The 21,849-nt window shown below is 69.3% G+C and carries 17 protein-coding genes; 5 read left to right on the top strand and 12 right to left on the bottom strand.

Going from position 1 to position 21,849, the window contains the following annotated elements; translation table 11 throughout:
* From IT779_RS31175 to IT779_RS31205, 7 genes are all read right to left on the bottom strand, one after another.
* Positions 1 to 1,707: a thiamine pyrophosphate-binding protein gene (locus tag IT779_RS31175; protein ID WP_196153046.1), complete on the bottom strand. Its 1,707-nt coding sequence runs from the start codon at positions 1,705 to 1,707 to the stop codon at positions 1 to 3.
* Positions 1,697 to 2,629: an SDR family NAD(P)-dependent oxidoreductase gene (locus IT779_RS31180; RefSeq protein WP_196153047.1), complete on the bottom strand. Its 933-nt coding sequence runs from the start codon at positions 2,627 to 2,629 to the stop codon at positions 1,697 to 1,699. The genes IT779_RS31175 and IT779_RS31180 overlap by 11 nt, the downstream gene beginning before the upstream one ends.
* A 23-nt stretch (positions 2,630 to 2,652) precedes the next feature.
* A complete protein-coding gene (locus IT779_RS31185) occupies positions 2,653 to 4,476 on the bottom strand; it encodes a flavin-containing monooxygenase (protein WP_196153048.1) in 1,824 nt (607 codons plus the stop codon).
* A 27-nt stretch (positions 4,477 to 4,503) separates the two neighbouring features.
* Entirely contained in the window at positions 4,504 to 5,886 is a 1,383-nt protein-coding gene (locus tag IT779_RS31190; RefSeq protein ID WP_196153049.1) for an aromatic ring-hydroxylating oxygenase subunit alpha, read from the bottom strand.
* 28 nt (positions 5,887 to 5,914) lie between these two features.
* Complete coding sequence (locus IT779_RS31195; RefSeq protein ID WP_196153050.1) at positions 5,915 to 6,760, bottom strand: SDR family NAD(P)-dependent oxidoreductase; 846 nt, start codon at positions 6,758 to 6,760, stop codon at positions 5,915 to 5,917.
* The gene (locus IT779_RS31200; RefSeq protein ID WP_332839049.1) at positions 6,757 to 8,355 is read right to left on the bottom strand and encodes an SMP-30/gluconolactonase/LRE family protein; all 1,599 of its coding nucleotides are present in this window, start codon (positions 8,353 to 8,355) and stop codon (positions 6,757 to 6,759) included. The genes IT779_RS31195 and IT779_RS31200 overlap by 4 nt, the downstream gene beginning before the upstream one ends.
* Positions 8,356 to 8,806: 451 nt before the next feature.
* Positions 8,807 to 9,634 carry a FadR/GntR family transcriptional regulator gene (locus IT779_RS31205; protein ID WP_196153052.1) on the bottom strand — a complete coding sequence of 276 codons (828 nt, stop codon included), beginning with the start codon at positions 9,632 to 9,634 and terminating at the stop codon, positions 8,807 to 8,809.
* A 96-nt stretch (positions 9,635 to 9,730) separates the two neighbouring features.
* Here IT779_RS31205 and IT779_RS31210 point away from each other — a divergent pair, with 96 nt between their 5' ends.
* From IT779_RS31210 to IT779_RS31230, 5 genes are read left to right on the top strand one after another with little or no spacing between them, the layout of a single operon-like run.
* The gene (locus IT779_RS31210; RefSeq protein ID WP_196153053.1) at positions 9,731 to 10,900 is read left to right on the top strand and encodes an acyl-CoA dehydrogenase family protein; all 1,170 of its coding nucleotides are present in this window, start codon (positions 9,731 to 9,733) and stop codon (positions 10,898 to 10,900) included.
* Positions 10,901 to 10,926: 26 nt separating this feature from the next.
* Entirely contained in the window at positions 10,927 to 11,874 is a 948-nt protein-coding gene (locus IT779_RS31215) for an acyl-CoA dehydrogenase family protein (protein ID WP_196153093.1), read from the top strand.
* A complete protein-coding gene (locus IT779_RS31220) occupies positions 11,871 to 12,650 on the top strand; it encodes an enoyl-CoA hydratase/isomerase family protein (RefSeq protein WP_196153054.1) in 780 nt (259 codons plus the stop codon). The genes IT779_RS31215 and IT779_RS31220 overlap by 4 nt, the downstream gene beginning before the upstream one ends.
* Positions 12,647 to 13,840, top strand: coding sequence for an acyl-CoA dehydrogenase family protein (locus IT779_RS31225; RefSeq protein ID WP_196153055.1), 1,194 nt, complete (start codon positions 12,647 to 12,649; stop codon positions 13,838 to 13,840). Before IT779_RS31220 ends, IT779_RS31225 begins: the two co-directional genes overlap by 4 nt.
* Positions 13,837 to 14,913 (top strand): acyl-CoA dehydrogenase family protein, encoded by a 1,077-nt coding sequence (locus IT779_RS31230; protein ID WP_196153056.1) that lies wholly within the window; start codon positions 13,837 to 13,839, stop codon positions 14,911 to 14,913. Before IT779_RS31225 ends, IT779_RS31230 begins: the two co-directional genes overlap by 4 nt.
* Positions 14,914 to 15,344: 431 nt before the next feature.
* Here the strand turns inward: IT779_RS31230 and IT779_RS31235 are convergent, their stop codons facing one another.
* The 5 genes from IT779_RS31235 to IT779_RS31255 form a co-directional block, all read right to left on the bottom strand.
* Positions 15,345 to 17,033, bottom strand: a complete 1,689-nt coding sequence (locus IT779_RS31235) for a class I adenylate-forming enzyme family protein (RefSeq protein ID WP_196153057.1) — start codon at positions 17,031 to 17,033, stop codon at positions 15,345 to 15,347.
* A complete protein-coding gene (locus tag IT779_RS31240; RefSeq protein ID WP_332839050.1) occupies positions 17,030 to 18,322 on the bottom strand; it encodes an FAS1-like dehydratase domain-containing protein in 1,293 nt (430 codons plus the stop codon). The genes IT779_RS31235 and IT779_RS31240 overlap by 4 nt, the downstream gene beginning before the upstream one ends.
* A gap of 11 nt (positions 18,323 to 18,333) precedes the next feature.
* Positions 18,334 to 19,317, bottom strand: coding sequence for an acrylyl-CoA reductase (NADPH) (gene acuI / locus IT779_RS31245; RefSeq protein WP_196153058.1), 984 nt, complete (start codon positions 19,315 to 19,317; stop codon positions 18,334 to 18,336).
* A 149-nt stretch (positions 19,318 to 19,466) separates the two neighbouring features.
* Positions 19,467 to 20,243, bottom strand: coding sequence for an SDR family NAD(P)-dependent oxidoreductase (locus IT779_RS31250; RefSeq protein WP_196153059.1), 777 nt, complete (start codon positions 20,241 to 20,243; stop codon positions 19,467 to 19,469).
* Positions 20,240 to 21,766 (bottom strand): class I adenylate-forming enzyme family protein, encoded by a 1,527-nt coding sequence (locus IT779_RS31255; protein WP_332839051.1) that lies wholly within the window; start codon positions 21,764 to 21,766, stop codon positions 20,240 to 20,242. Before IT779_RS31255 ends, IT779_RS31250 begins: the two co-directional genes overlap by 4 nt.
* Between the last annotated feature and the right edge of the window lie 83 nt (positions 21,767 to 21,849).

The raw sequence follows: 21,849 nt of genomic DNA on the forward strand, positions 1-21,849 counted from the left end.
TTACTGTGTCCCCTCCGCGTACCAGGTGCGGAATTCGTCGTAGCTCGGCATTTCTTCGGAATTGGCCTTCGGGTCGACCACGACGTGGATGACGCCGGGTCGGCCGCTGGCGTAGGCCCGTTTGATCGCGGGCGCGATGTCTTCGTCGCGTTCGACGTATTCGCCGTAGCAGCCGAAACCTTCGGCGACCTTGTCGAAGCGGGTTTCGGTGCTCCAGTGCGTTCCGGTCTCGAGCGAACCCTGCCCGAAGGTGCGCTTGTAGACGCCGACCTCGAGGCCCCACGCGTAGTCGACGGCGACCACGCACACCAGCGGAAGGTTCAGGCGGGCAGCGGTTTCCAGTTCGGCGATCTGGAACTGGAACGAGGAGTCGCCGGTGACGAGCATGACGGGGCGCTTGCGGCCCTCGGCCACCGATGCGCCGACCGCGTAGGGCAGGCCGGTGCCGAGGTGTCCGAAGTTCTGGTTCCAGATCACATCGTGCGGTTTGGCCTGGGAATAGGTCCAGCCGAAGATGGTGGTGGCGCCGCCGTCGCGGACCATGATGCCGTCGGCGGGAAATGCCTTGGTCGCCTCGACGATCAGGCGCGCCGGATGCACCGGTGACTGTCCCGTCGGGGCGGTCTCGGCGAGTTCGGCGAGGCGGGCGGCGTCGTTCTCGATCCACTTCGCGAGTTCCGGCGTCGCGGTGCGCGGGGTGTCGCGCAGGGCATCGACCAGCTGCGGGACGACCGCGCGCAGGTCACCGACGAGCGGTACGTCGATCGGGCGGTTCACGCCGATGGCGCCGGGATCCTGTTCGATCAGAATCCATTTCCGGTTCGCCTCGTTGGCGAGCCAGTGCCTGCCGCGACCGTAGTGCACGGGTTCGCCGAGTTCGGTGCCGATGGCAAGGCACAGGTCCGACTGCACAACGGCTTCCACCGCGGACGGGGAGAAGCCGTAGGGGAAGGTGCGGTCCTCCAGCCCCTCGATATACGAAGTGCCGCCGGAGGTCTGGATCACCGGGCAGGCCATGGCCTCGGCCAGCGCCCGCACCGCCGCGCCCGCGCGGGTGGTGTGCACGCCGTGCCCGGCCAACAGGATCGGCTGCTTCGCCGACCGGATCAGTTCGGCCGCTTCGGCGATGCGGTCGGCGCCCGCGGTCTGGTCGACCAGGCGGTAGCGCGCGGGCGGCAGCGCGGCGGGGACGTCGAGTTCCTCGAGGATGACGTGCGAGGGGTATTCGATGTAGACCGGTCCCGGTGTGCCGCCGAGCGCCTTGCGCAGGCCCTCGCGGATGATCTCGTCGGTCTGGTCGGCGTATTCGATGCTCGCGTTGTATTTCACCGAAGGGTCGAAAAGCGCGGCCTGCTTGACGAATTGGATGCGTCCGCGGCGCACCCGCTGTTCGGTGATCCTGGCGCGCTGGCCGCCGAGGAAGATCACCGGCGAATTCTCCACCTTGGCGCACATCATGGCGCCCGCGAGGTTGGCCACGCCGGGGCCGAGGGTGCCGATGCAGACCGCGGCCTTGCCGGTCATGCGCGATACCGCCTCGGCCATGAAGCCCGCGGATTCCTCGTGGTGCGGCGCGACCACGTTCCAGCCGCGTTCCTCGGCGAGATGGAACATGTGCACGAAATTCGGGTCGGGAATGCCGAATATCGTGTTGATACCCTCGGCCTCGAATAGGTCGAGAATTCGTTCGTAAACCTTAACCGACATGCTGGGCCGCCTCCGTGGCTAGCGCGAAACTCTTCCTCAGGTGTTCTGTGTGCCCGTCAGGAACGCTGGGCAGGATCCAGGAATCCGTCGTGTCGCGGATCGCCTCGATCTGCTCGCCGACCTCTTCGATCGACCACGAGGGCCGGTAGACCCCCGGTGTCTCGGCGATATAGGCCCGCGCCACCCGTCCCGCGACGGCCACCAGCGTTTCGCCGGTGATCGAGCAGGATTCGTGCGCGAGCCAGCCGACGGCGGGCGCCGTCAGCTCGGGGCCCATCGGGGGATAGGCCGAGGTGTCGAGACCGTCCGCCAGGCGGGTCACGGCCGCGGGCACGATGACATTGCTGCGCACCCCGGCCTCGGCGCCCTCGAGGGCGACGACATTGGACAGACCGATGATGCCCGCCTTGGCCGCCGCGTAGTTGGCGACGCCCTTGTTGCCGTAGAGCCCGCCTATCGACGAGGTGAGCACGACGCGGCCGTAGCCCGCGTCGGCCAGCACCGGGAAGGCCGGGCGCACGACGTGGAACGCGCCGCGCAGGTGGACGTCGAGCACGGCGTCGAAATCCGCGTAGCTCAGCTCGCGCAGCGAACCGTAGCGGACATTGCCTGCGTTGTGCACGAGGATGTCGAGCCTGCCGAAGGCGTCCAGCGCGGATTCGACGATCGCGCGTCCGCCTTCGGCGGTGGCCACCGATTCCGTGCAGGCGACCGCGGCGCCACCGGCCGCCTCGATCTCGGCGACCACGGCGGCGGCCGCGCCAACGTCGGGACCGGCGCCGTCGCCGCGCACGTTCACGCCAGGATCGTTGACCACCACCTTGGCGCCGCGCGCGGCGAGCAGCAGAGCGTACTCACGCCCGAGCCCGCGCCCGGCGCCGGTGACCACCGCGACGCGATCGTCGAATCTAAGCTCCTGCAAGGGAATTCCTCCGTCCGCTGTCCTCACTTGGTCAGGTCGAGGCCGGGCAGGTCGCCTGCGTCGCGCCAGGCCTGCAGCACGTCCTCCATGGCGTAGAAGCCCGGCCAGTAGGGATCGCCGAGGTGTGATCTCCTGGTCTTCTCGCCCTCGTTGTTGTAGTAACCGGGCGTGCACTCGCGCTCGAAGTTCGTGTTGTCGACCGCGGTCTCCTTGACCGTGGTGCACCACTGCGCGACCGCCGCCTCGGTGGGTTCCAGTGCGGTGACGCCGGATTCGAATGTCTTGGCCAGGATGTAGGCGATGTGGTTGGCCTGCTGGTCGAACATGTCGGTGGTGCTCGCGGTGACGCCGCCCTGGATGAACCCGGTGAAGAAGACGTTCGGGAATCCGCGGGTGGTGAGGCCGTGCAGGGTCTTGTAGCCCTCGGCCCAGTGGTCGTAGAGCGACAGGCCCGCCTTGCCGGTGAACGGCGCGATGCCGAGGCGGCGGTCCAGATCGGTGGTGATCTCGAAACCGCTGGCGAAGATGATGCAGTCCACCTCGTGCTCGACGCCGTCGGCGATGATCCCCTTCGCCGTGATCCGTTCCACGCCTTTGGTTTTCGATACGTCGACCAGGGTGACGTTGTCGCGGTTGAAGGTCGGCAGGTAGTCGTCGTTGAAACACGGCCGCTTGCACAGGAATCGGTAGTACGGCTTCAGCGCGGCGGCGGTCTCGGGATCTTTCACGATCTCGTCGACGCGCTGCCGGACGCGCTCCATCGCCTTGTAGTCCTCGATCTCGCGCAACTCCATGAACTTCTCCGGAGTCAGCGTCGCCCAGCCGCCGGTGGCGCTCAGGTGCGCCTCCAGGTTGCGGCTGACCTCGGTCCAGCCGTCGCAGATCAGGTCGGGCTGGCCCGGCGCGAAGGCTTCGAAGGCGGCGGTGTGGAAGTTGCGCTTGCGCTCGCGGGTCCAGCCCGGCTGCAGGCTCGCGGCCCAGTCCTGATCGGTCGGCACGTCGCCGCGCTCGTAGATGTAGGAGGGGGTGCGCTGGAACACGTAGAGGTGTTCGGCGGATCGCGCGATGTGCGGCACGATCTGGATTCCGCTGGCGCCGGTGCCGATGACCGCGACCTTCTTACCCGCGAGGCCGTCGAGTCCGCCCTTCATCCCGCCGCCGGTGTACTCGTAGTCCCACCGGGCGCTGTGGAAGGTGTGGCCCTCGAATTCGGTGATGCCGGGAATGCCGGGCAGTTTGGGCTTGTTGAACGGCCCCTGCGCCATGATCACGTACCGCGCGCGGATGTCGTCGCCGCGGTTGGTGCCGACCTTCCAGTGACCGCTCGGCTCGTCCCACTCCAGCGAGGTCGTCAACGTGCTGAAGATCGCGCGCTCGTAGAGGTTGTAGTGCTTACCGATGCGCTGCGCGTGCTCGAAGCACTCGTCGCCGCGCGCGTACTTCTCGATCGGCATGTAGCCGGTTTCTTCGAGCAGCGGCAGATAGGCGTAGCTGTCGGTGTCGCACTGGATGCCCGGATAGCGGTTCCAGTACCACGCGCCGCCGAAATCACCAGCGAGCTCGATGATCCTGAAGTCGGTGACGCCCGCCTCCTCGAGCCGGGCGGCCGCGATCAGGCCTGCCCAGCCACCGCCGAGGATCGCCACGCCGATCTCCTCGGTGATCGGTTCGCGTGGCACGACCGCGGTGTACGGATCACCCTCGTAGAACGAGTCGAACCCGTCTTCGGTGACGCGGTACTGGCCCTGTCCCTCGGTGCGCAGTCGCTTGTCGCGTTCGGCCAGGTACCTGTCCCTGAGTGCGGACAGGTCGACCTCGGGGGTCTGCGTGGGTGCGCAGTCGTGCATTCGTATGTCCTTGCTGGATCGGGGTTTTCAGACCAGGTCGTGCGGGTCGCCGGTACCCATGTACTTGGCGAGGTTGTGGTGCAGGTTGACCACGGTGCGTTCGCGGTAGGGGTTGGGCTTGGGGCCGGAGAAGCCTCGGCTCTTCATGCCCTGCTGGACCGCGGCCATGTTGTCGAAGTCCTGCGGCAGTACGGTGCGCCAGTCCGGGTCGCCGACCGGCGTGTAGATCCACTCGGTCTCGGGTTCCTCACCGGGCGGGAACAATTCGAAGACCGCGGCCTCGAAGATGCACTTGTCCGGATCGTGGCCCGCGGGCCGGAACCGGTAGCACAGCATGTTGTTCAGCGCGTGCCCGATCTGGAAGTTCGGGAAGATCTGCCACGCGGTGCCCGCCTGCGCGACGATCGCCGGATCGATCTTGGGCCACACCACCCCGCGCCGCTCGTCCTCCGAGCGCGCGGTGTCGAGCCAGTAGCGCAGCACCTCGGGAGCCGGTGTGCCCTCGGGCAATTCGTCCACCAGCCGGTTGGCGACGTCGACCAGGGTGCGGGTGGTGTTGGTGTTGGCGTTCTCCCAGGTGAAGTTCTGCAGCGCGGCGGTGGAGACGCGGGCGTCGGGTCCGGCGCCGAGGCGGACCTTGGCCTGGTTCTCCTCCATGCCCTTCGGCGCGTCGTAGCCGATGTTGCTGTGCTTGCCCTGCGCGCGCGCCCACCCGAGGAACTGGCCGAAGTTCATGAACTCCGGGTGGGTGTACGGCACGTGGTAGGTCTCCATGAACGCCTCGAAGGCGACCTTCCAGTTGCAGTCGAAGGTCAGCCAGCGCCGCCAGCGGTAGCGCATCTTCTCCAACTCGAAGTGTTCGAGCAGATCGGCCGCGGGCGAGAGGTATTCGCGCAGCGACTCGCACTCGGGATCCATGTTGACGAAGACCCAGCCGCCCCAGGTGTCCACGTTGACGTGGTTCAGTCCGTCGTTGCGCTCGGTCAGCCCGCACGGCCAGTCCTCGCGCTCGGCCACGAAGGTGTTGCGGCCCTCGAGGTCGTAGCGCCAGCCGTGGAAGCGGCACACGAACTGGCGGGCGGTGCCGCGCGCGTCGTGGGCGCCGGGCGGGGTGTCGACGAGCCTGCGGCCGCGGTGCGCGCACACGTTGTGGTAGGCGACGATGGTGTCGGGCGCGGTGCGGGTCACGATGATCGAGTCGGCCATGATCTCGTAGGTCAGGTAGTCGCCGACCTTCGGGATCTCCTCGACGCGGCACACCTGCTGCCACACCTTGGCCCACAGCCGGTCGCCCTCGGCCCGCGCGTATTCCGGGGAGATGTAGGCCTCGACGCCGATCGTCATCGGCGTCGACAGCGGATCCGCCTGCGCGGCGGGACTTTCGGTGATGTTCTCGGCGGTTTCGGTCATGACATCCTCCTGGGTGAAACCGTTGGCGTCAGCGGGTGAGTGCCGCGCGGAAGTCGTCGTTCTCGAGGAACAGCGAGGTGTTGTCGGCGCCCAGGTGACTCCATTTGAGGTTCAGGCCGCCGTCGACGAGCAGGGTCTGGCCGGTGACGTAAGTGGACAGATCCGAGAGCAGGAACAGGATCGGCCCGGCCTGTTCCTCGGGGGTGCCGCGCCTGCCCATGGCGATGGCGGTGCGGTCGCGTTCGGGATCCTCGCCGACGTAGGCGGTGGAGGCGGGGGTCGCGGTGACGCCGGGGGCGACCGCGTTCACCCTGATGCCCGACGACGCCAGTTCCACCGCGAGCGTGCGGGTCGCCGCGACCAGCGCGGCCTTGGCGGTGCCGTAGCCGATGTGGAAGGGCGCGGTGTTCATCCCGCTGATCGAGGACAGGGAGACCAGCGATCCCGGCCTGCCCTGTGCCTTCAGCTCGGCGGCGACCGCCTGGCTCATGAAGAACATGGTCTCCAGGTTCTGGGTGAACAGCTCGCGCCAGTCCGACCTGGTGACCTTGGTCGCGGCCATCCACGTCGAGGTCGCCGCCCCGCCCGCGATGTTGACCAGCCCGTGCAGGTCGCCCTGCGCGTTGCGGGCCTGCTCCAGGATCTCGGCGACGCCCTCGTCGGTGCTCGCGTCGGCGGCCACCGGGATCACCGGAAGACCTTCGGCGGCAAGCGGTTCCACGTGTGTCGCGAGGTTCTCCTTGCCGCGGCTCACCGCGATCACGGTGGCGCCCGCGGTAGCGATCTGCCGGGTTACCGCGGTGCCGATGCCACCGCCGCCCGCCCCGGCCACGATCACCACGCGGCCGCCGAGTCCGAGGTCGATACCGCTCATGCCGCGATCCGGACCGCGAGGACGCTGCCCTCGGCGTCGGCCGAGACGTAGACGGTGCCGTCCTGCCCCGCGGTGATGCCCGCGAACGGTCCCATCGGTCCGGAGAACGGCGGCGTGCCCTTGAGCGGCTTGGCCACCACGCCTTCCGGCACGCCGACCGGCAGCTCGGAGGCCAGCGTCTGGCGCGCCTTGGTGACGAGGTCGACCGCGATCAGCGCCTTGAGCCCTACGTCGACGATCAGCAACTGGTTGCCGCGCACCAGGATTCCGTGCGGGGTCTCCAGGCCGTCGACCACGGTGTCGACGCCGCCCGCGCCAACCGAGACGATACGTCCGGCGCCGGATTCGGAGATCAGGACCGCGTTGTCGGGGCTGAAGGCGACGCCGATCGGGCGTTGCAGCCCGGAGGCGAGCACCTCGGTCTGCCCGCCGCGCACCGACAGCGCCCGCCCGGTGCCCGCGTCGACGGTGACGATGCTGCCGTCGGAGGCCACCGCGATCCCGTAGAGCTGGTCGAAGCCGTCGGCGATGAGCCCGGTCTCCGGTTCGGGGCCGTGCTTGTAGGTGACGACCTGTCCGGTGGAGGTGGCGCCGACGAACTCGTTGACGCCGGTCGCGACGACGCCGCGCACGTAGCCGGGGGAGTTCAGGCTGAACAGCGACGCGACCACCTCGAGCTCGCCGCCGCCGCGGTACTGGTAGAAGAAGGTGCCGTCGGCGACGTAGAGGGTGCCGTCGGGGCCGACGGTGAGGTCGAGCGGCCACAGCAGCCCGCCCGGCAGCACCGACTTGCTGTCGCCGCCGCCGAGCACCTCGGTGATGGCGCCGTCGAAGCTGGAGACGAAGAGCCTGCCGTCGACGAAGGTGCAGTTGTCCAGTCCGGGCGCGAGCTGGGCGAGCACCTCGCGGTTGCCGGTGCGCGGATCGATGCGCAGCACCTGTCCCGAGCCCGCCTGGGTGGAGACGATGAACCCGGCGGCGTCGAACTTCACCGAGTCCGGGCCCGCGAGGTCTCCGACGACCCGCTCCGGCGTGCCGCCGTTGGGGTCGATGCGCCAGATGTCGTTGGTGCCCATCACGGGGTAGTAGAGGAGCCCGTCGGGGCCGACCTCCATGGCATTGGGCATCGGCAGGTTGTCCTGGAGCACCACCGGAGCGCTGCCGTCCAGCGGCAGTTCCATGAGCCTGCCGCCGATCCGGCACTCGTTGACGAAGAGCCTGCCGTTGTGGACGGTGATGCCGTTGGCGCCGGGCAAGTCGTCGCGCAGCACGCGGCTGGTTCCGTCGGGGCTGCGCACGCTGACGCGCGCGTCCATGTACTCGGTGGCGATGAGGTTGCCATCGACGTCGAAGGCGATGTCGTCGGGCGCGATGATGTCGCTGCCCTTGGCGCTGATGGTCTCGATATCGCCGGTGGTGATGTCGAGCGCGCTGATCGTGCTGCCCGCGACCTGGGCCACGTAGATGCGTTTGTCCGGACCGGTGCGCAGTCCGTTGGCGCCGAACAGCCTGCTCGGCGGCGTGACCCGCTCGACGCTGACGCCTTCGGCGACGGTGATGGGTGTGGTGCTGCTGTAACGCGCCCCTCGAGTCACAGTGAGGGCCCTCCGATGCGGTGAGAAGTCGATATTCGCGTGGCGGCACGGTCCGGACCCGGCGGTGCCGTGGAAACGGGAATCCGATCGGGGCATTGCCCTGGCCGCGTGTCGTAGGTCACGCTACTTCAATCCTCACAAGGATAGCAATACTTGAAGGATGGTTTACCGGAGAGTAGTAGCTCGAGCGGGGTGCGATGCGGCCGGAGCTTGCCCTTGCGTGCGGTGCGGGCCGATCGTGGTAGCTCTATGAAATATGTTGCGTTCCAGCCAGTTTGCGCGCATTCGCAGGTCGCGGACACGCGTCGGCGCGGTCCGCGAGTGGGTGAAGTCTCGCGCGATCATCCGATAGCGCCGTACCACACTGGATGAGAACGCCATTATCGTATGCGGTTCTGCCCGCGCCGCCAAGGGGAAATATGCGGGTCGGAGTGTTATTCGGGTGCGTCGCTCAGAGGCGGGAGCGGTGGATCGACTGCATGGACAGTCGGGCGCCCGCGGACGAGGCGTTGACCACGCCGTCGTCGAAACGGTCGAGCACAAGGGCCTGGGTGGCGGCGAGATGGGTGCGGTAGAGCCGCTCCGCCTCGGCGGGACGGCCCGCCTCGATCTCGGTGGCGATCCTGCGGTGCGTGCGCACCACCGCCTCGGCCTCGACCTCCGAGGGGTATTCCCCGCGCTGGGTGAGTGCCTCCGCCCAGGCCTCCTCCTGTGCCGACCACAGCGTGACCAGCGTGCTCACCACGTAGCGGACGGTGAGATTCGGCGTGTGCGCGACGATCAGGTCGTGGAACTCGCGGGCCGTGTGGGTGAAGGCGACGCCGTCGGTGACCAGTTCGGCCGAGCGTTCGACGTTCTCGATGAGCGCGGGCACGACCGTGGCGGCGCGGTCCCGGCGCTCGGCGCATTCGGCGGCGCACAGCGGTTCCAGCATGCGCAGGCCCGCGGCCAGGTCGCCGAGGGTGACGCGGGCGCCCTGTAGGGCCAGGCCCAGGTGATAGGCTGCCGACGCCTCGTCGGGGCGATGGACCTCGGCGCCGCCGACATTGCCGCGGCGCACCGTGACCAGGCCCTCGGTCTCCAGGATGCGCAGCGCCTCTCGGATCGAGGGATAGCTGACGCCGAAGTCCTGCACCAGCTGGTCCTGGGTGGGGAGGCGGTAGTCCTCGTCGCCCGCGAGGATGCGGGTGCGCAGTTCGGCGGCGACGGTCTCGGCGATCCGACGTTGCGGGACCCGCCCGCGTCTGGCGGCGCTCTGGCCGCGCTCCGCGGCGGTCACGCTGGTCGCCTGTCGGTCATGTCGGCAGTTTAATCGGTCGACCAGTGTGCATACAAATATTGCTATCCTTATGAGGATTGAAGTACGGTGCGACACATGGACTTCACGATGGGTGAGTCCGCCGCGAGACTCCGAGGCGAGCTGCGGCGGCTGATTGCCGAGGAGGTCCCCGCCGACTATCTCGGCGCGTTCACCGACGATCCCGCGGATCTCGCTGTCGCCCAGCGGTTCTGCCGCGTACTGGCGCAACGGGGACTGCTCTGCGCGGCTTGGCCGCGCGAATTCGGTGGTGCGGGCGCCTCGGTGTGGGAACAGACCGTGGTCCGCGAGGAGATGTGGGCACATCACGAACCGCGGGGCGCGCAGTACATGGGCGTCAACTGGGTCGGGCCGACTCTCATGCGGCACGGGACGCCCGAACAGCAGGGCAAGCACCTGCCCTCGATCGCGCGCGGCGAGGTCATCTGGTGCCAGGGCTTCAGCGAACCCGACGCGGGCTCGGATCTGGCGTCCCTGCGCACCGCGGCGCGCCCCGACGGCGACGGCTGGCGGATCAGCGGCCAGAAGATCTGGACCTCCTACGCCACCATGGCGCAATGGTGCTTCCTGCTGGCCCGCACCTCGAACGAGGGACGCAAGCAGCAGGGGCTCACGGTGTTCCTGGTGCCGATGTCCGCCCCGGGCATCGAGGTCAGGCCGATCCGCTCCATGCTCGGGCCGCACCACCTCAACGAGGTCTTCTTCGACGAGGTGCGGGTGACCCCGGCCGACGTGCTCGGCACGGTGGGCGATGGCTGGGCCGTGGTGCAGGAGGTGCTTGCCTTCGAACGGGTCGGCATCGCCCGCTACGCCCGCTGCGAGAAGTTGCTCGCGGCCGCGCCCGAGGTGCTCGGGACGCGCTGGGACGAGGTGCCCGAAGCGCTTCGGGCTCGCTGGGCGCGGATGCTCGTGCGCGCTCGGCGCGCGAGATTGCTTGCCTACCAGGTGGTTTCCATGCAGAGCAGCGGCCGGGTCGAACCCGGCGACGCCGCCGCCTACCGCATCGCGGTGACCCGCCTCGATCAGGAGAGCGCGGCCGTACTGACCGAACTGGCGGCCTATGTCACCGGTGAGGACAAGCAGCGACGGCAATACCGGCGCGCGGTCGAGGACCACTGGCGTTACGCGAACGCCGCGACGGTGGCCTCGGGCAGTATCGAGATGCAGAAGATCCTGCTGGCCCGCGCCCTGCTCGGCGACCGCCGTCGTGCCGGGGAGGCGGCATGACCGCCGCGGCCCCTGGCGGGGCATCGATGGACATCCACCTGTGCGCGGAGGCGACCGAATTCGGCAAGCAGGCCGTGCGCGCGCTCGGCGCGGCGGGCGGTGACGAACTGATCCAGCGGGCCGAGGCCGCGCCCGCGCGGCGCACCGAACTGGTGGAACCGGTGCTGGAGGCGCTCGGCGCGTGGGAACTGCGCCCGCGCCGCGACGCGGTGGAATCCGAGGCCGCGGCGGCCCTGTGCCGAGCGGCGGGCTACTGGGCGGCGCCGTATCCGGTGGCCGAACGCCTCGCCCGCCCCGAGGACCTCGACGTCGACGGGCTGGTCGTGATCGCGGGCGAGGAGCCGAGCGCCGCCATCTCGAACATCGACATCCGTTGGGGTGCTGTTACTTTCGACGGTGTGCGCGGTGCGGTCACGGTCGGCCCGCCGGACGGGACCGCGCGCGAAACCGCGTTCGTGGCGCCGCTCGAGGTGCGCCCGCTCGACTCCGACGGCGCGCAGGATCTCGCCCTCGCGCTGGTCCTGCCCTGCTGGACGTTGCTCGGCATGCTCGATCGCGCCGTGGAACTGGCGCGTGAACACGTGTTGGTGCGCGAACAGTTCGGTCGGGCGCTCTCGGAGTTCCAGTCGGTGCAGTTCCAGCTCACCGACGCCGAGGTCGACCGGCGCGGCGCGGACATCCTCGCCCGCTACGCGCTCTGGAGCATCCAGACCGGGAGCGACGACGCGCTCGTCGACGCCCTTTCGCTGCGTTCGGCCGTGTTGGAGGCCGCCGACTCCGTCTTCCGTGTCGCGCACCAACTGCACGGCGCCACCGGCTTCTGCGACGAATCGACGCTGTCCTGGCTGTCGCGCCACAGCCTGCCGCTGCGCAGGCTGCCGCTGGCCGCGGGCGCCACCGACGACCACCTGACCCGACTGGTCGGCCGCCGAGGGCCGACCGGACTGTTCTCCGACCCGGGGGAGTACCGGTGACCTACGACGCGCTGCCGTCCGGACTGACGGTGACCGGCGACGGACCGGTCCGCACAGTCGTCCTGGACCGTCCCGACGAGCTCAATGCCGTGAACGCCGACCTGCATCGCGCGCTCGCCGAGGTGTGGCGGCATCTGGCCGCCGACACCGAGGCGAAGGTGGTGATCCTGACCGGATCGGGCCGCGCGTTCAGCGGGGGCGGTGACCTGGACTGGATCACCTCCTTCCTCGATGATCCGGTCGCCCGTGACGAGAGCATCCGCGAGGGCGCGCAGATCATCGAGGAGATGTTGCGGTTCCCGCTGCCGGTGATCGCGGCGGTCAACGGCGCGGCCGTCGGGCTCGGTGCGAGTATCGCGGTGCTCTGCGATGTGGTGTTGATGTCGGAGCGGGCCTATCTGGCCGACCCGCACGTCGCGGTCGGACTCGTGGCCGGTGACGGTGGCGCGGCCTTCTGGCCGCTGCTCACCCCGATCCTGCGGACCCGCGAATACCTCTACACCGGCGATCGTATCGATGCGGCCACCGCCGTCGAGGTGGGACTCGCCTCGCGGGTGGTCGCGGCCGCCGATCTGCTCGGCGAGGCCGAGAAATTGGCTCAGCGGCTCGCGGCTCAGCCGCAGGAGGCGCTGCGCGGCACCAAACGCGTGGTGAACATGTATCTTTCGCAGGCGCTCGGCGGACCCATGCAGGCCGGATTCGCGGCCGAGGTGGTCAGCATGCAGACACCGGAACACCGGGAACGACTACTGGCGCTGCGGAATCGGTCCCGATGAGCGATCTCGACGCGTTCCGGGCCGAGGTCCGCGATTGGTGCCGCGCGAATATCCCCGCCGACTGGCGGCGGACTCAGACCGGGCCGTCGGAGGCGGAATTCGTGCGTTTCCAACAGGATTGGTTCTGCGGTCTGCGCGATGCCGGGTACGCGGTGCCGCACTGGCCGCGTGAATACGGCGGCGGCATGTCGGTGGAGCGGCAGATGGTGCTGTATCAGGAATTGGCCGCGGCCGACGCGCCGCGACTGGTGCTGGCTTTCGTCGGTATCCACCACGCCGCGGCGACTCTGCTCGGCGCGGGGACCGATGAGCAGCGTGCCCGTCACCTGCCCGCGATCCTCGACGGTGAGATCTGGGCGCAGGGGTTCTCCGAACCCGGTGCGGGCTCGGATCTGGCCGCGCTGCGCACCTCGGCGCGTCGTGACGGCGACGGCTATCGGGTCACCGGTCAGAAGGTGTGGGCCAGTGGCGCGCAGTACGCGGACTGGTGCCTGCTGTTGGCCCGCACCGATCCGGATGCGCCCAAACGTAAGGGCATCTCGTATTTCTTGATGGATATGCGTGCCCCCGGAATCGAGGTGCGGCCGATTCGCCAGGCCACCGGGGAATCGCATTTCTGCGAGATCTTCCTGGACGACGTGTGGATTCCGGCCGACTGCCTTGTCGGGGCGCAGAACGCGGGATGGCAAGTGGCGCAACGAACGTTGGGCGCCGAACGTGGGCTGACCATGCTCGAACTCGCCGAACGGCTCGGCAACGCGGGCTTCCGGTGGTTGGCGCGCACCTGCACCGAACCCGGACGCGACGGCCGCAGGCCGATCGAGGACGCCGCGGTGGCGGATCGGCTGATCGCGCTCGAGATCGAGATCACCGCGCTGCGGTCGATGTGCGCGGACCTGGTGCGCCGCCACGACACCGGTGCGGCCGGACCCGCGGACGCCTCCGTCGTGAAGCTGTACTACAGCGAACTGCTCCAGCGCATGACCGATTTCGCCGTGGAGGTCGGCGGCCTGTCCGCGCAGACCGACGTGCGCAAACCCATGTCGGGCGGATGGGAGTCCGGCGCGTGGGCGCTTGACTTCGTCGGCTCCTGGGAATGGACCATTCCGGGCGGCGCCAGCGAGATCCAGCGCACCATCATCGGTGAGCGCGGGCTCGGACTGCCCCGAGAACCCGCAGGAGCATCGTGAGCGAGGAATTCACCGAACTGCACGACGAATTGCGATCGGTCGCCAGAGATCTGCTCGGCAAATGCGACCGCGACACCGCGCCGGATCAGGCCCTGCTCGCCGGATCCGGGTGGCTCGGGCTCGCGGTTCCCGCCGAATTAGACGGTGCGGGCGCGACATTCGCGGAAGTGGCGGTGCTGCTCGACGAGGTCGGGCGCGCTGCCGCGCACGGCCCGTTCGCCTCGATGGTGTCGCTCGGTCTCGGCGCGCTCGACCTGGTGATCCCGAACCCGGCGCGTGACGAACTGATCCGCGCCACCGTCGCGGGCGCGGCCACTCCGATCCTCGTGCTTTCCGCCGAGTGGGACCCCGCGCTCCCGTCGGAGCCCGGCTTCCGGCTCGAATCGACCGCCGACGGCCTACGTCTCTACGGCAGTGCGGATTTCGTCCTCGACGCTCGGGAAGCGGACCGCCTGCTCACACCGGCGCGTACCGAGGACGGCACCCTCGCGCTCGTCGCACTCGAACCCGGCACGTCGGTCACCGAACAGCCGGTGGTCGACGCCACCCGCCGACCGGGCCGCGTCGAATTCGACGGCGTCGAGGTCGACCCGGAAGCGCTGTGGCACTTCGCCGACGCCTCGGCAGCGCTTCGCCGACTCCACGACCGCGCGGCTGTCACGATCACCTTCGACAGCCTCGGTCTGAGCGCGGCCATGCTCGACGCCACCGTCGAATACGTCCGCGTGCGTGAACAATTCGGCCGCCCGATCGGCTCCTTCCAGGCTGTCAAACACGCCTGCGCCGACATGCTCGTCCAACTGACCGTCGCCCGCGAACTGGCGCGCGCCGCCGTCCGTGCCCACACCACCGCCACCCCCGACGCCACCGTCGCGATCTCGATGGCCAAGTCCTACACCACCGAAGCCGCCGTCCGCATCGCCGGAACCGCCATGCAACTACACGGCGGCATGGGCTACACCTGGGAAAGCGGCATCCACCGCTACCTCAAACGCGCCACCCTGAACCGCTCCCTCTTCGGCAGCCCGATAGCCCACCGCCACCACCTCGCCGCCCGCTACCGCCCCGAATAGACCGCACTCGCGAGGCCCGCGCCTCCGACGCTTCCAGCCATGGCATTGTGTCCGAGCTCTATTCGTGATGGGTGATTCGGCACGCCGAGATACCGAGGCCGTCGAGTCCGAGCGACGAGCGCTTATGGTGGAACTGATCCGTGGTGGCGGTGCCTGTTCGAGATAGGCATGGTCGACGGACGGAGCGGCCTTCTTCGTACAGCCCTCCGACGAGCCGTCGTTCGCGGAAATAAGTGAGCTGCCGGGCGTGTTCGCGGGGCGCAGTTCATCGCGGCCCGTGAGCTCGAGGAGAAATGGCCGATCGCCGCCGGGGCGGAGTAGCCGGTGTGTGACGAATCGGCGACCTCGTCGGCATCCGGTCCGCCCGGTCGCGATGCGTGAAAGTCCCGCGGTGGCACCGTTGCCGCCGCGGGACCTTCACGGGGTGCGGATCAGTCGGCCAAGCGTTTGGCGGCCAGTTCCCGCAGGTCGCTGGTCTTGATCTTGGCGCTGCCGGTGAGGGCGAACTCGGCCTCGTCGAAGAGCAGGACGTGGCGGGGGACCTTGTAACTGGCGAGTCGTTCGCGCAGGAATTCGCGGACGGGGGTTTCCTCGACCGTGGCTCCGGTATGCGCGACCACGCAGGCGACGACGGTTTCGCCGAGGGTTTCGTGTGGGACTCCCACGGTGCGCGCGACTTTCACGCCGGGGTAGCGGGCGAGCGCTTCGTCCACCTCGAGGGGGGAGACGTTCGCGCCGCCGGTCTTGATGATGTCGGTGAGGCGTCCCTCCCAGTAGAGACGGCCCGTGTCGTCGAGGTATCCGCCGTCACCGGTGCGGAAATAGCCGTCGGCGTCGAGGGTTTCGTCGAGCGGGATGCCGAGATAGCCGAGCATGAGGGTCGGGCCCTTCACGCAGATCTCCCCGCTGACTCCGCGCGCCACGACCTCGTCGGTGAGCGGGTCGACGACCTTGACCGTATTGCCGGGCAACGGGATTCCGCTGCTGCCCGCGATCTCGTCGGCGGGGGTGTTGGCGGGGTAGCAGGTGCTGATGGTGAACGTCTCGGTGTTGCCGTAGGCGTGACCGGGCTGGGTCCAGGTGGTCGACACGGTCGAGTGCCGCGCCGCAGGCGTCTCCACGTCCACGAAGCGCAGGCTGCTCAGGTCGGTGCCTGCCCAGGTGGACGCGCCCTCGAGCTGCGCCCACTGGTGCGGCCACGCGACCGGGAAGGTGACCTTCTCGGCCGCGATGAGCGCGAGCGCCTGATCGGCGTCGAAGGTCGACTGGAGCACCAGCGACCCGCCCGCGGCCAGTGTCGAACCCAGTGCTTGACCGAAATTCCCGGACCAGAAGAAGCCGTTGGCCGTCCAGCAGCGCACCTCGTCGTCGGGTCCGAAGCCGAACATGCGCTGGAAACGCCACATCTGGATGGTGACCCCGCGGTGCGCGCTGCGGATGCCCTTGGGTTTGCTCGTGGTTCCCGAGGAGAAGAACAGCACCGCGGTGTCGCTGGGGCGCACCGTGGCGGCGGTCGCCTCGATCAGTTCCGTCGACTCCGCTTCGCCGCGCGCCAGGAAGGTGTCCCAGGTGTCGATGGCGCCGCCGGGCGCCGCCTCGCCGACCACGGCGAGATGGCGCAGGAACGGGTAGGCGGGCGCGTCAACCGCGCCCGGTGCGGCGGAGCCGATCGCGGGCGCGAGACCGGTGAGCGTCGCGGCGAAATCCTTGTTGGCCACGGTGCGTTCGAACAGCAGCACCGAAACGGCCGACAGTCCGAGCAGGTGGTCGAGTTCCTCAGCGGTGGAGAAGGTGCTCAGCGCCACCGCGACCCCGCCCGCCAGCGCCGTGCCGAAGACGCCCGCGAGCCATTCGGGGCGGTTGGTCATCATGACCCCGACCCGGCTGTCCTTGCCGACACCGCAGGCCCGCAGCGCGCGGGCCACCTCGACCGAGCGCTCCCACAGGTCGGCGTAGCTCCAGCGGGTCGCGCCCGCGTGGTCGTGGAACACCAGCGCTTCGCGGTCGGCGAAGCGCTGGGTCACCGCACGCAGGAAGCCGGGCAGGGTGAGCGGCCCGAGCCCGGGTTCCTCGTCCAGCGGCGGACCGCTGACGATCGCCGCGTCTGCCTGCACGGTCATCGCGGCAACTCGACTTCGGCCAGGCAGCTGACCAGCGTGCCGAAGTTCTGGTCGGTGAGCTTCAGCTTCACCTGCACCAGCGGCACGCCCCACGTGGACTCGGGGATCTTGTCCACGATCTCGGCGTCGAAGTAGGTGACGTCGCCTTCGAAGGCGGGCAGCCGGAAGTCGGCCTTGGTGTGGCGGACCAGGCCGTCGTTGCCCGCCCAGTAGGCGAGGTAGTCGGTGCACCAGGCGCCCATGGTCGCGCCGTAGCCGTAGGCGCGCGACATGCCGACCGCACCCGCCTTGTCGTCATCGATGTGGCCGCGCGACGGTCCGACGTAGAGGCCGTCGCGCAGGCGCGGATCGATGCGCGCGCCCTCCTCGTCGAAGCCGAATCCCTCGGTCCAGCCCGGATCCTGGTTGATCCAGGGATCTTCGAGCCCTTCCGGGGCCGTCCACCCGAAGGTGCCCCAGATGTTGAACAGGAACGCGCGGTACTCGGTGGTGAAACTGGCGATGCTGTGCGGTCCGATGACCCGCCTCGGCAGTTTGTCGCCGACCTTCACCTCGTCGAAATGCGGGGAGATACCGGCCCGGTTGGACAGCAGCCACTCGTGGCGCAGCGCCTCCACCTCGGTGAGTTCCGCGGCGCTCCAGCGCTTCACCTCGCCGACCTGATTGTCGTACATGCCGCGCGCGGTCGCCTCGGCGGCGAGATAGCGGATGGCCGTCGACCTCTCGCGTGCGACCAGGACGCCGTTCTGGTTGCGGTGCACGGTGTCGCCGCGCGAGAACATGGTCGGCCCGGCGAATTTGGTCTCCGCGACCTTGTAGTCGTGGAAGCGCCGTTCCTGGATGAGCCGGTCGCCGGGGCGGACCGGGCAGCCGTAGAACCACCATTCCTCACCGCCGAAGATGAGGTGGCTGCCGGGAATGCGCCCCACACAGGCAGGTTGCGCGCCATGCCCGTAATCCAGTGCGACGGGGATGGATTGGGGCGCGACGAGACCGCCGTAGCGGGAGGCGGCGGCGAACTCCTGATCCCAGTGCAGGGGATTGGGGTAGTCCATCGCCATGACCCAGCGACGGATGTCGGAGGTGCTGCACGGATCCCACAGCTGGCCGCCGCCGACCGGTTTGCCCACCCGGTGGTCGACATCGCTGAGGTCGAGTTCCACCGGCGCGGTGGGTGTTTGGGCGGCGGGCGCGGCTACCTTGGCCGCGGGTGCGCGCTTGGCGGGGGCGGCCCGCTTCGCCGGTGCGGCCGCCGTCTTGGCGGGCGCTGCGGTTTTCCTGGTTGTCACGAATCCTCCGTTCAGCGGTTCACGTCGACGACGATGCGGCCGCGCACGGTGCCATCGATGAGCCGGTTGGCCGCCGGGATCGCCTCGGCGAGCCCGATCTCCTCGGCGATGTCCTTGAGCACCGAGGGGTCGAGGTCGCGCGCGAGCCGCGCCCAGGCCTCCAGGCGGCGCGGGCGCGGCGCCATGACGCTGTCGATGCCGTACAGGGTCACGCCGCGCAGGATGAACGGCGCGACGGTGGCGGGGTAGTCCATGCCCTGCGCGAGTCCGCAGGCCGCGATCGCGCCGCCGTAGCGGGTCTGGGCGCCCGCGTTGGCCAGCGTGTAGCTGCCCGCGGTGTCGACGACGCCCGCCCAGCGTTCCTTCTGCAGCGGCTTGCCGCGTTCGGCCAGTTCGGCGCGGTCGATGACCGTGGTGGCGCCGAGTTTCTCCAGGTAGGCGGTTTCGGAGGTCTTGCCGGTGGCGGCGGCCACGGTGAAGCCCGCCGTGCGCAGCAGCGCGATGGCCACGCTGCCGACACCGCCGGTGGCGCCGGTCACCAGGATGTCGCCGCTGCCCGGTTCGATGCCGTGCTTCAGTAGCGCGTCCACGCACAGGCTCGCGGTATAGCCCGCGGTGCCGATCGACATCGCCTGGCGCGCGGTGAATTCCGCCGGTTTGCGGACCAGCCAGTCGCCCTTGACGCGGGCGCGCTGGGCCAGGCCGCCCCAGTGCGTCTCGCCGACGCCCCATCCGTTGAGGATCACCTCGTCACCGGCGGACCACTCGGGGTTCGAGCTCTCGGTGACGACGCCCGCGAAGTCGATGCCGGGCACCATGGGGAAGGAGCGCACGACCGGCGAGCTGCCGGTGATGGCGAGGGCATCCTTGTAGTTGAGGGTGGAGTAGGCCACCTCGACGGTCACATCACCTTCGGGCAGCGACGACTCCTCGACGCCTGCCGTCGCGACTTTGGTTCCCGTGTCACTCTTCTCGATCACGACTGCCGTAAACATGCGGAGCGGATTCCTTCCTCGCCCAAGGTTATTCACCTCTCACAGGACGTAATTTCTCGCTGTAGAGAATGTGATTCTCCGTGTGGCGTAACTATGTTTCCATTGTGGTTTTCGGGTGTCAACTGGCAGGTAGGGGGAGGTGCCGCCGGTCAGCGGGCCGTCCACCCGCCGTCCACGACGATGGTCTGGCCGGTCACGTAGCGGGCCGCGTCGCCCGCCAGCCAGATCACCGCGCCGACGACGTCCTCGGCGGTCGCCTCGATCGGCAACGGGGTGTTGCGGCGCAGGTAGGCGGCGCCGCGTTCGCTGTCGTAGAGACTGTCGGTGATCTCACTGCGGAAGAAGCCCGGCGCGACCGTGTTCACCCGGATCCGGTGGCGCGCCCACTGCACGGCCAATTCGGCGGTGAGCCCCGACAGTCCCGCCTTGCTCGCCGCGTAGGACGCCTGCGGTATGCCCGGCACGCCGACGATGCCGCTGATGGAGGAGATGTTCACGATCGACCCCGCACCCTCGGCCGCCATGTGCGGGAACACCGTCTGCGCCAACCGGTACGGCGCGAGCAGGTTCAGGTCGATGGTGGCGCGCACGTCCGCGGGCGCTTCGCTCTCGGCGGGCGCGTCGCCGAATCGGTTGCCCGCCGCGTTGATCAGGATCGTGGGCGGGCCGAGCGCGTCGGCGACGGTGTCGGCCACCGTGCCGATCCGGTCGAGGTCACCCAGGTCGCACACCACGGGGTGGCCGTCGATCTCGGCCGCGAGTTCCTTCAGCCGGTCCGCGCGCCGCGCGACCACGCCGACCCGCGCGCCGAGGCCCGCGAGCGCCCGCGCGACCGCGGCGCCGAGGCCGGAGGACGCGCCGGTGACGATCGCCACCCGGCCGTCGAGATGAAAACGCGCGGTGGCGTTTTCGCGTGGCGTACTCATCGCCCCTCCGTTCCACGCGCCGCGGTGGCGAGTTCGGTGAGTCGGGTCCGTTCCACCTTGCCCATGGCGTTCATCGGCAGCGCGTCCACCCTGGTCCAGATCTCGGGCACCTTGTAGCCCGCGAGTTCTCGTCGGCACAGCTCCGAGAGCTCGGCGAAATCGACTGCGGTGTCGGCGCTTTCGATCACGGCCGCGACACGTTGGCCGAGCCGCTCGTCGGGGACGGGGCACACCCCGACCTTCACAACGGCCGGGTGGGTCGCGATGATCCGCTCCACCTCGAGCGGATACACATTGGCGCCGCCGCGAATGATGACCATCTTCTTGCGATCCAGCACCGACAGGCGACCCGACTCGTCCACCGTGCCGATGTCGCCGGTGGGGAGCGGCAGTGGCTCGGCCGCGCGGATCCGGCCGTCGTCCCAGTAGCCGAGCAGAGGGGTCCACAGGCCCGCCCACGGTCCCTCGGTGGCGGCGTTCAACCGCAGTTCGCCCAGCGACCCCGGCGGCAGCGCGCGGCCGTCGTCGTCGTAGGCGGCGACGCTGAACTGCGGGAGCACGCGGCCGCTCACGCCGGGGGACCACTCGTCGCCGGGCGGGTCGATCGCGACCACGGTCGGAGCCTCGGTGAGGCCGTAGGTGGTGCGGGGGACCGGGCCGTGGGTGGCCGCGAACGCGGTGCGCACGGTGTCGGGGGTGTCGCTGCCGCCGCTCCACACCTCGCGCAGCGAGCTCAGGTCGAGGTCGGGGCGTCGTGCGAGGTCGTAGAGCTGGGCCGGTGCGCCGTTCCACACGCTCACCCGGTGTCGGGCGATCCATTCGGCGACGCCTTCGACATCGCGGCGGTCCATGATGACCGCCGTGCCGCCCGCCCGCGCTGTGAGCAGGGTGGACAGCACCATGAGATTCAGGATGGTGAGCGGGAAGCTGTCGCCTTTGCGCAGGTCGGGGCCGTAGCCGCGGGTGGCGACCAGCGCCGCGCCAGGCAGCAGCATATTGCGCTGACTGTGCACGACGGCCTTGGGTGCGCCGGAGGTGCCGCTGGTGAAGGCGATGCCCGCGGGTGCGTCGATGTCGAGGTCGATCGGCGGCGGCGGGGTGGCGGCGTCGAGCAGGTCGCGCCACCGGTCCGGGTCGATCGCGGTGTCGAGCAGGCAGCGCGGCCCGCCGAGGATCACCGTCGGTGCGCACAGGTCGGCCAGACGCCGCTGTTCGCCCTCCGCGAGCGCTTCGCCGATACCCGCCCAGATCGCGCCGACCCGCTGCGCGCCGTGGAAGGCGACGACGATGTCGAGGTCGTTGGGCAGGCAGGCGGCCACCCGGTGACCGGGGCGAACGCCGAGCGACCAGAGTGCGCCCGCCGCGCGGGTGGCGCGTTCGTCGAGTTCGGCATAGGTGAGAGCGCCGGAGGCGGCCTCGATCGCGACGGCCTCGGGGCTGGTGGCGAGCGCCGCGTCGAGGACGCGAGCGATCGGTCTGAGCGCGACCCGGCCCGGTGGGCTGTCGCCGTCGAATCTGTCCACAGCCTCTTTGATATCACTATCCTTGCAAAGATTCATCAGATAGCCTTCGAACGATTCCCGGATGCGGCGAATTGGACGGAGGT

Origin of the sequence: Nocardia bovistercoris (genome assembly GCF_015674855.1) — a bacterium.
In the GTDB taxonomy this organism is placed as follows: domain Bacteria; phylum Actinomycetota; class Actinomycetes; order Mycobacteriales; family Mycobacteriaceae; genus Nocardia; species Nocardia bovistercoris.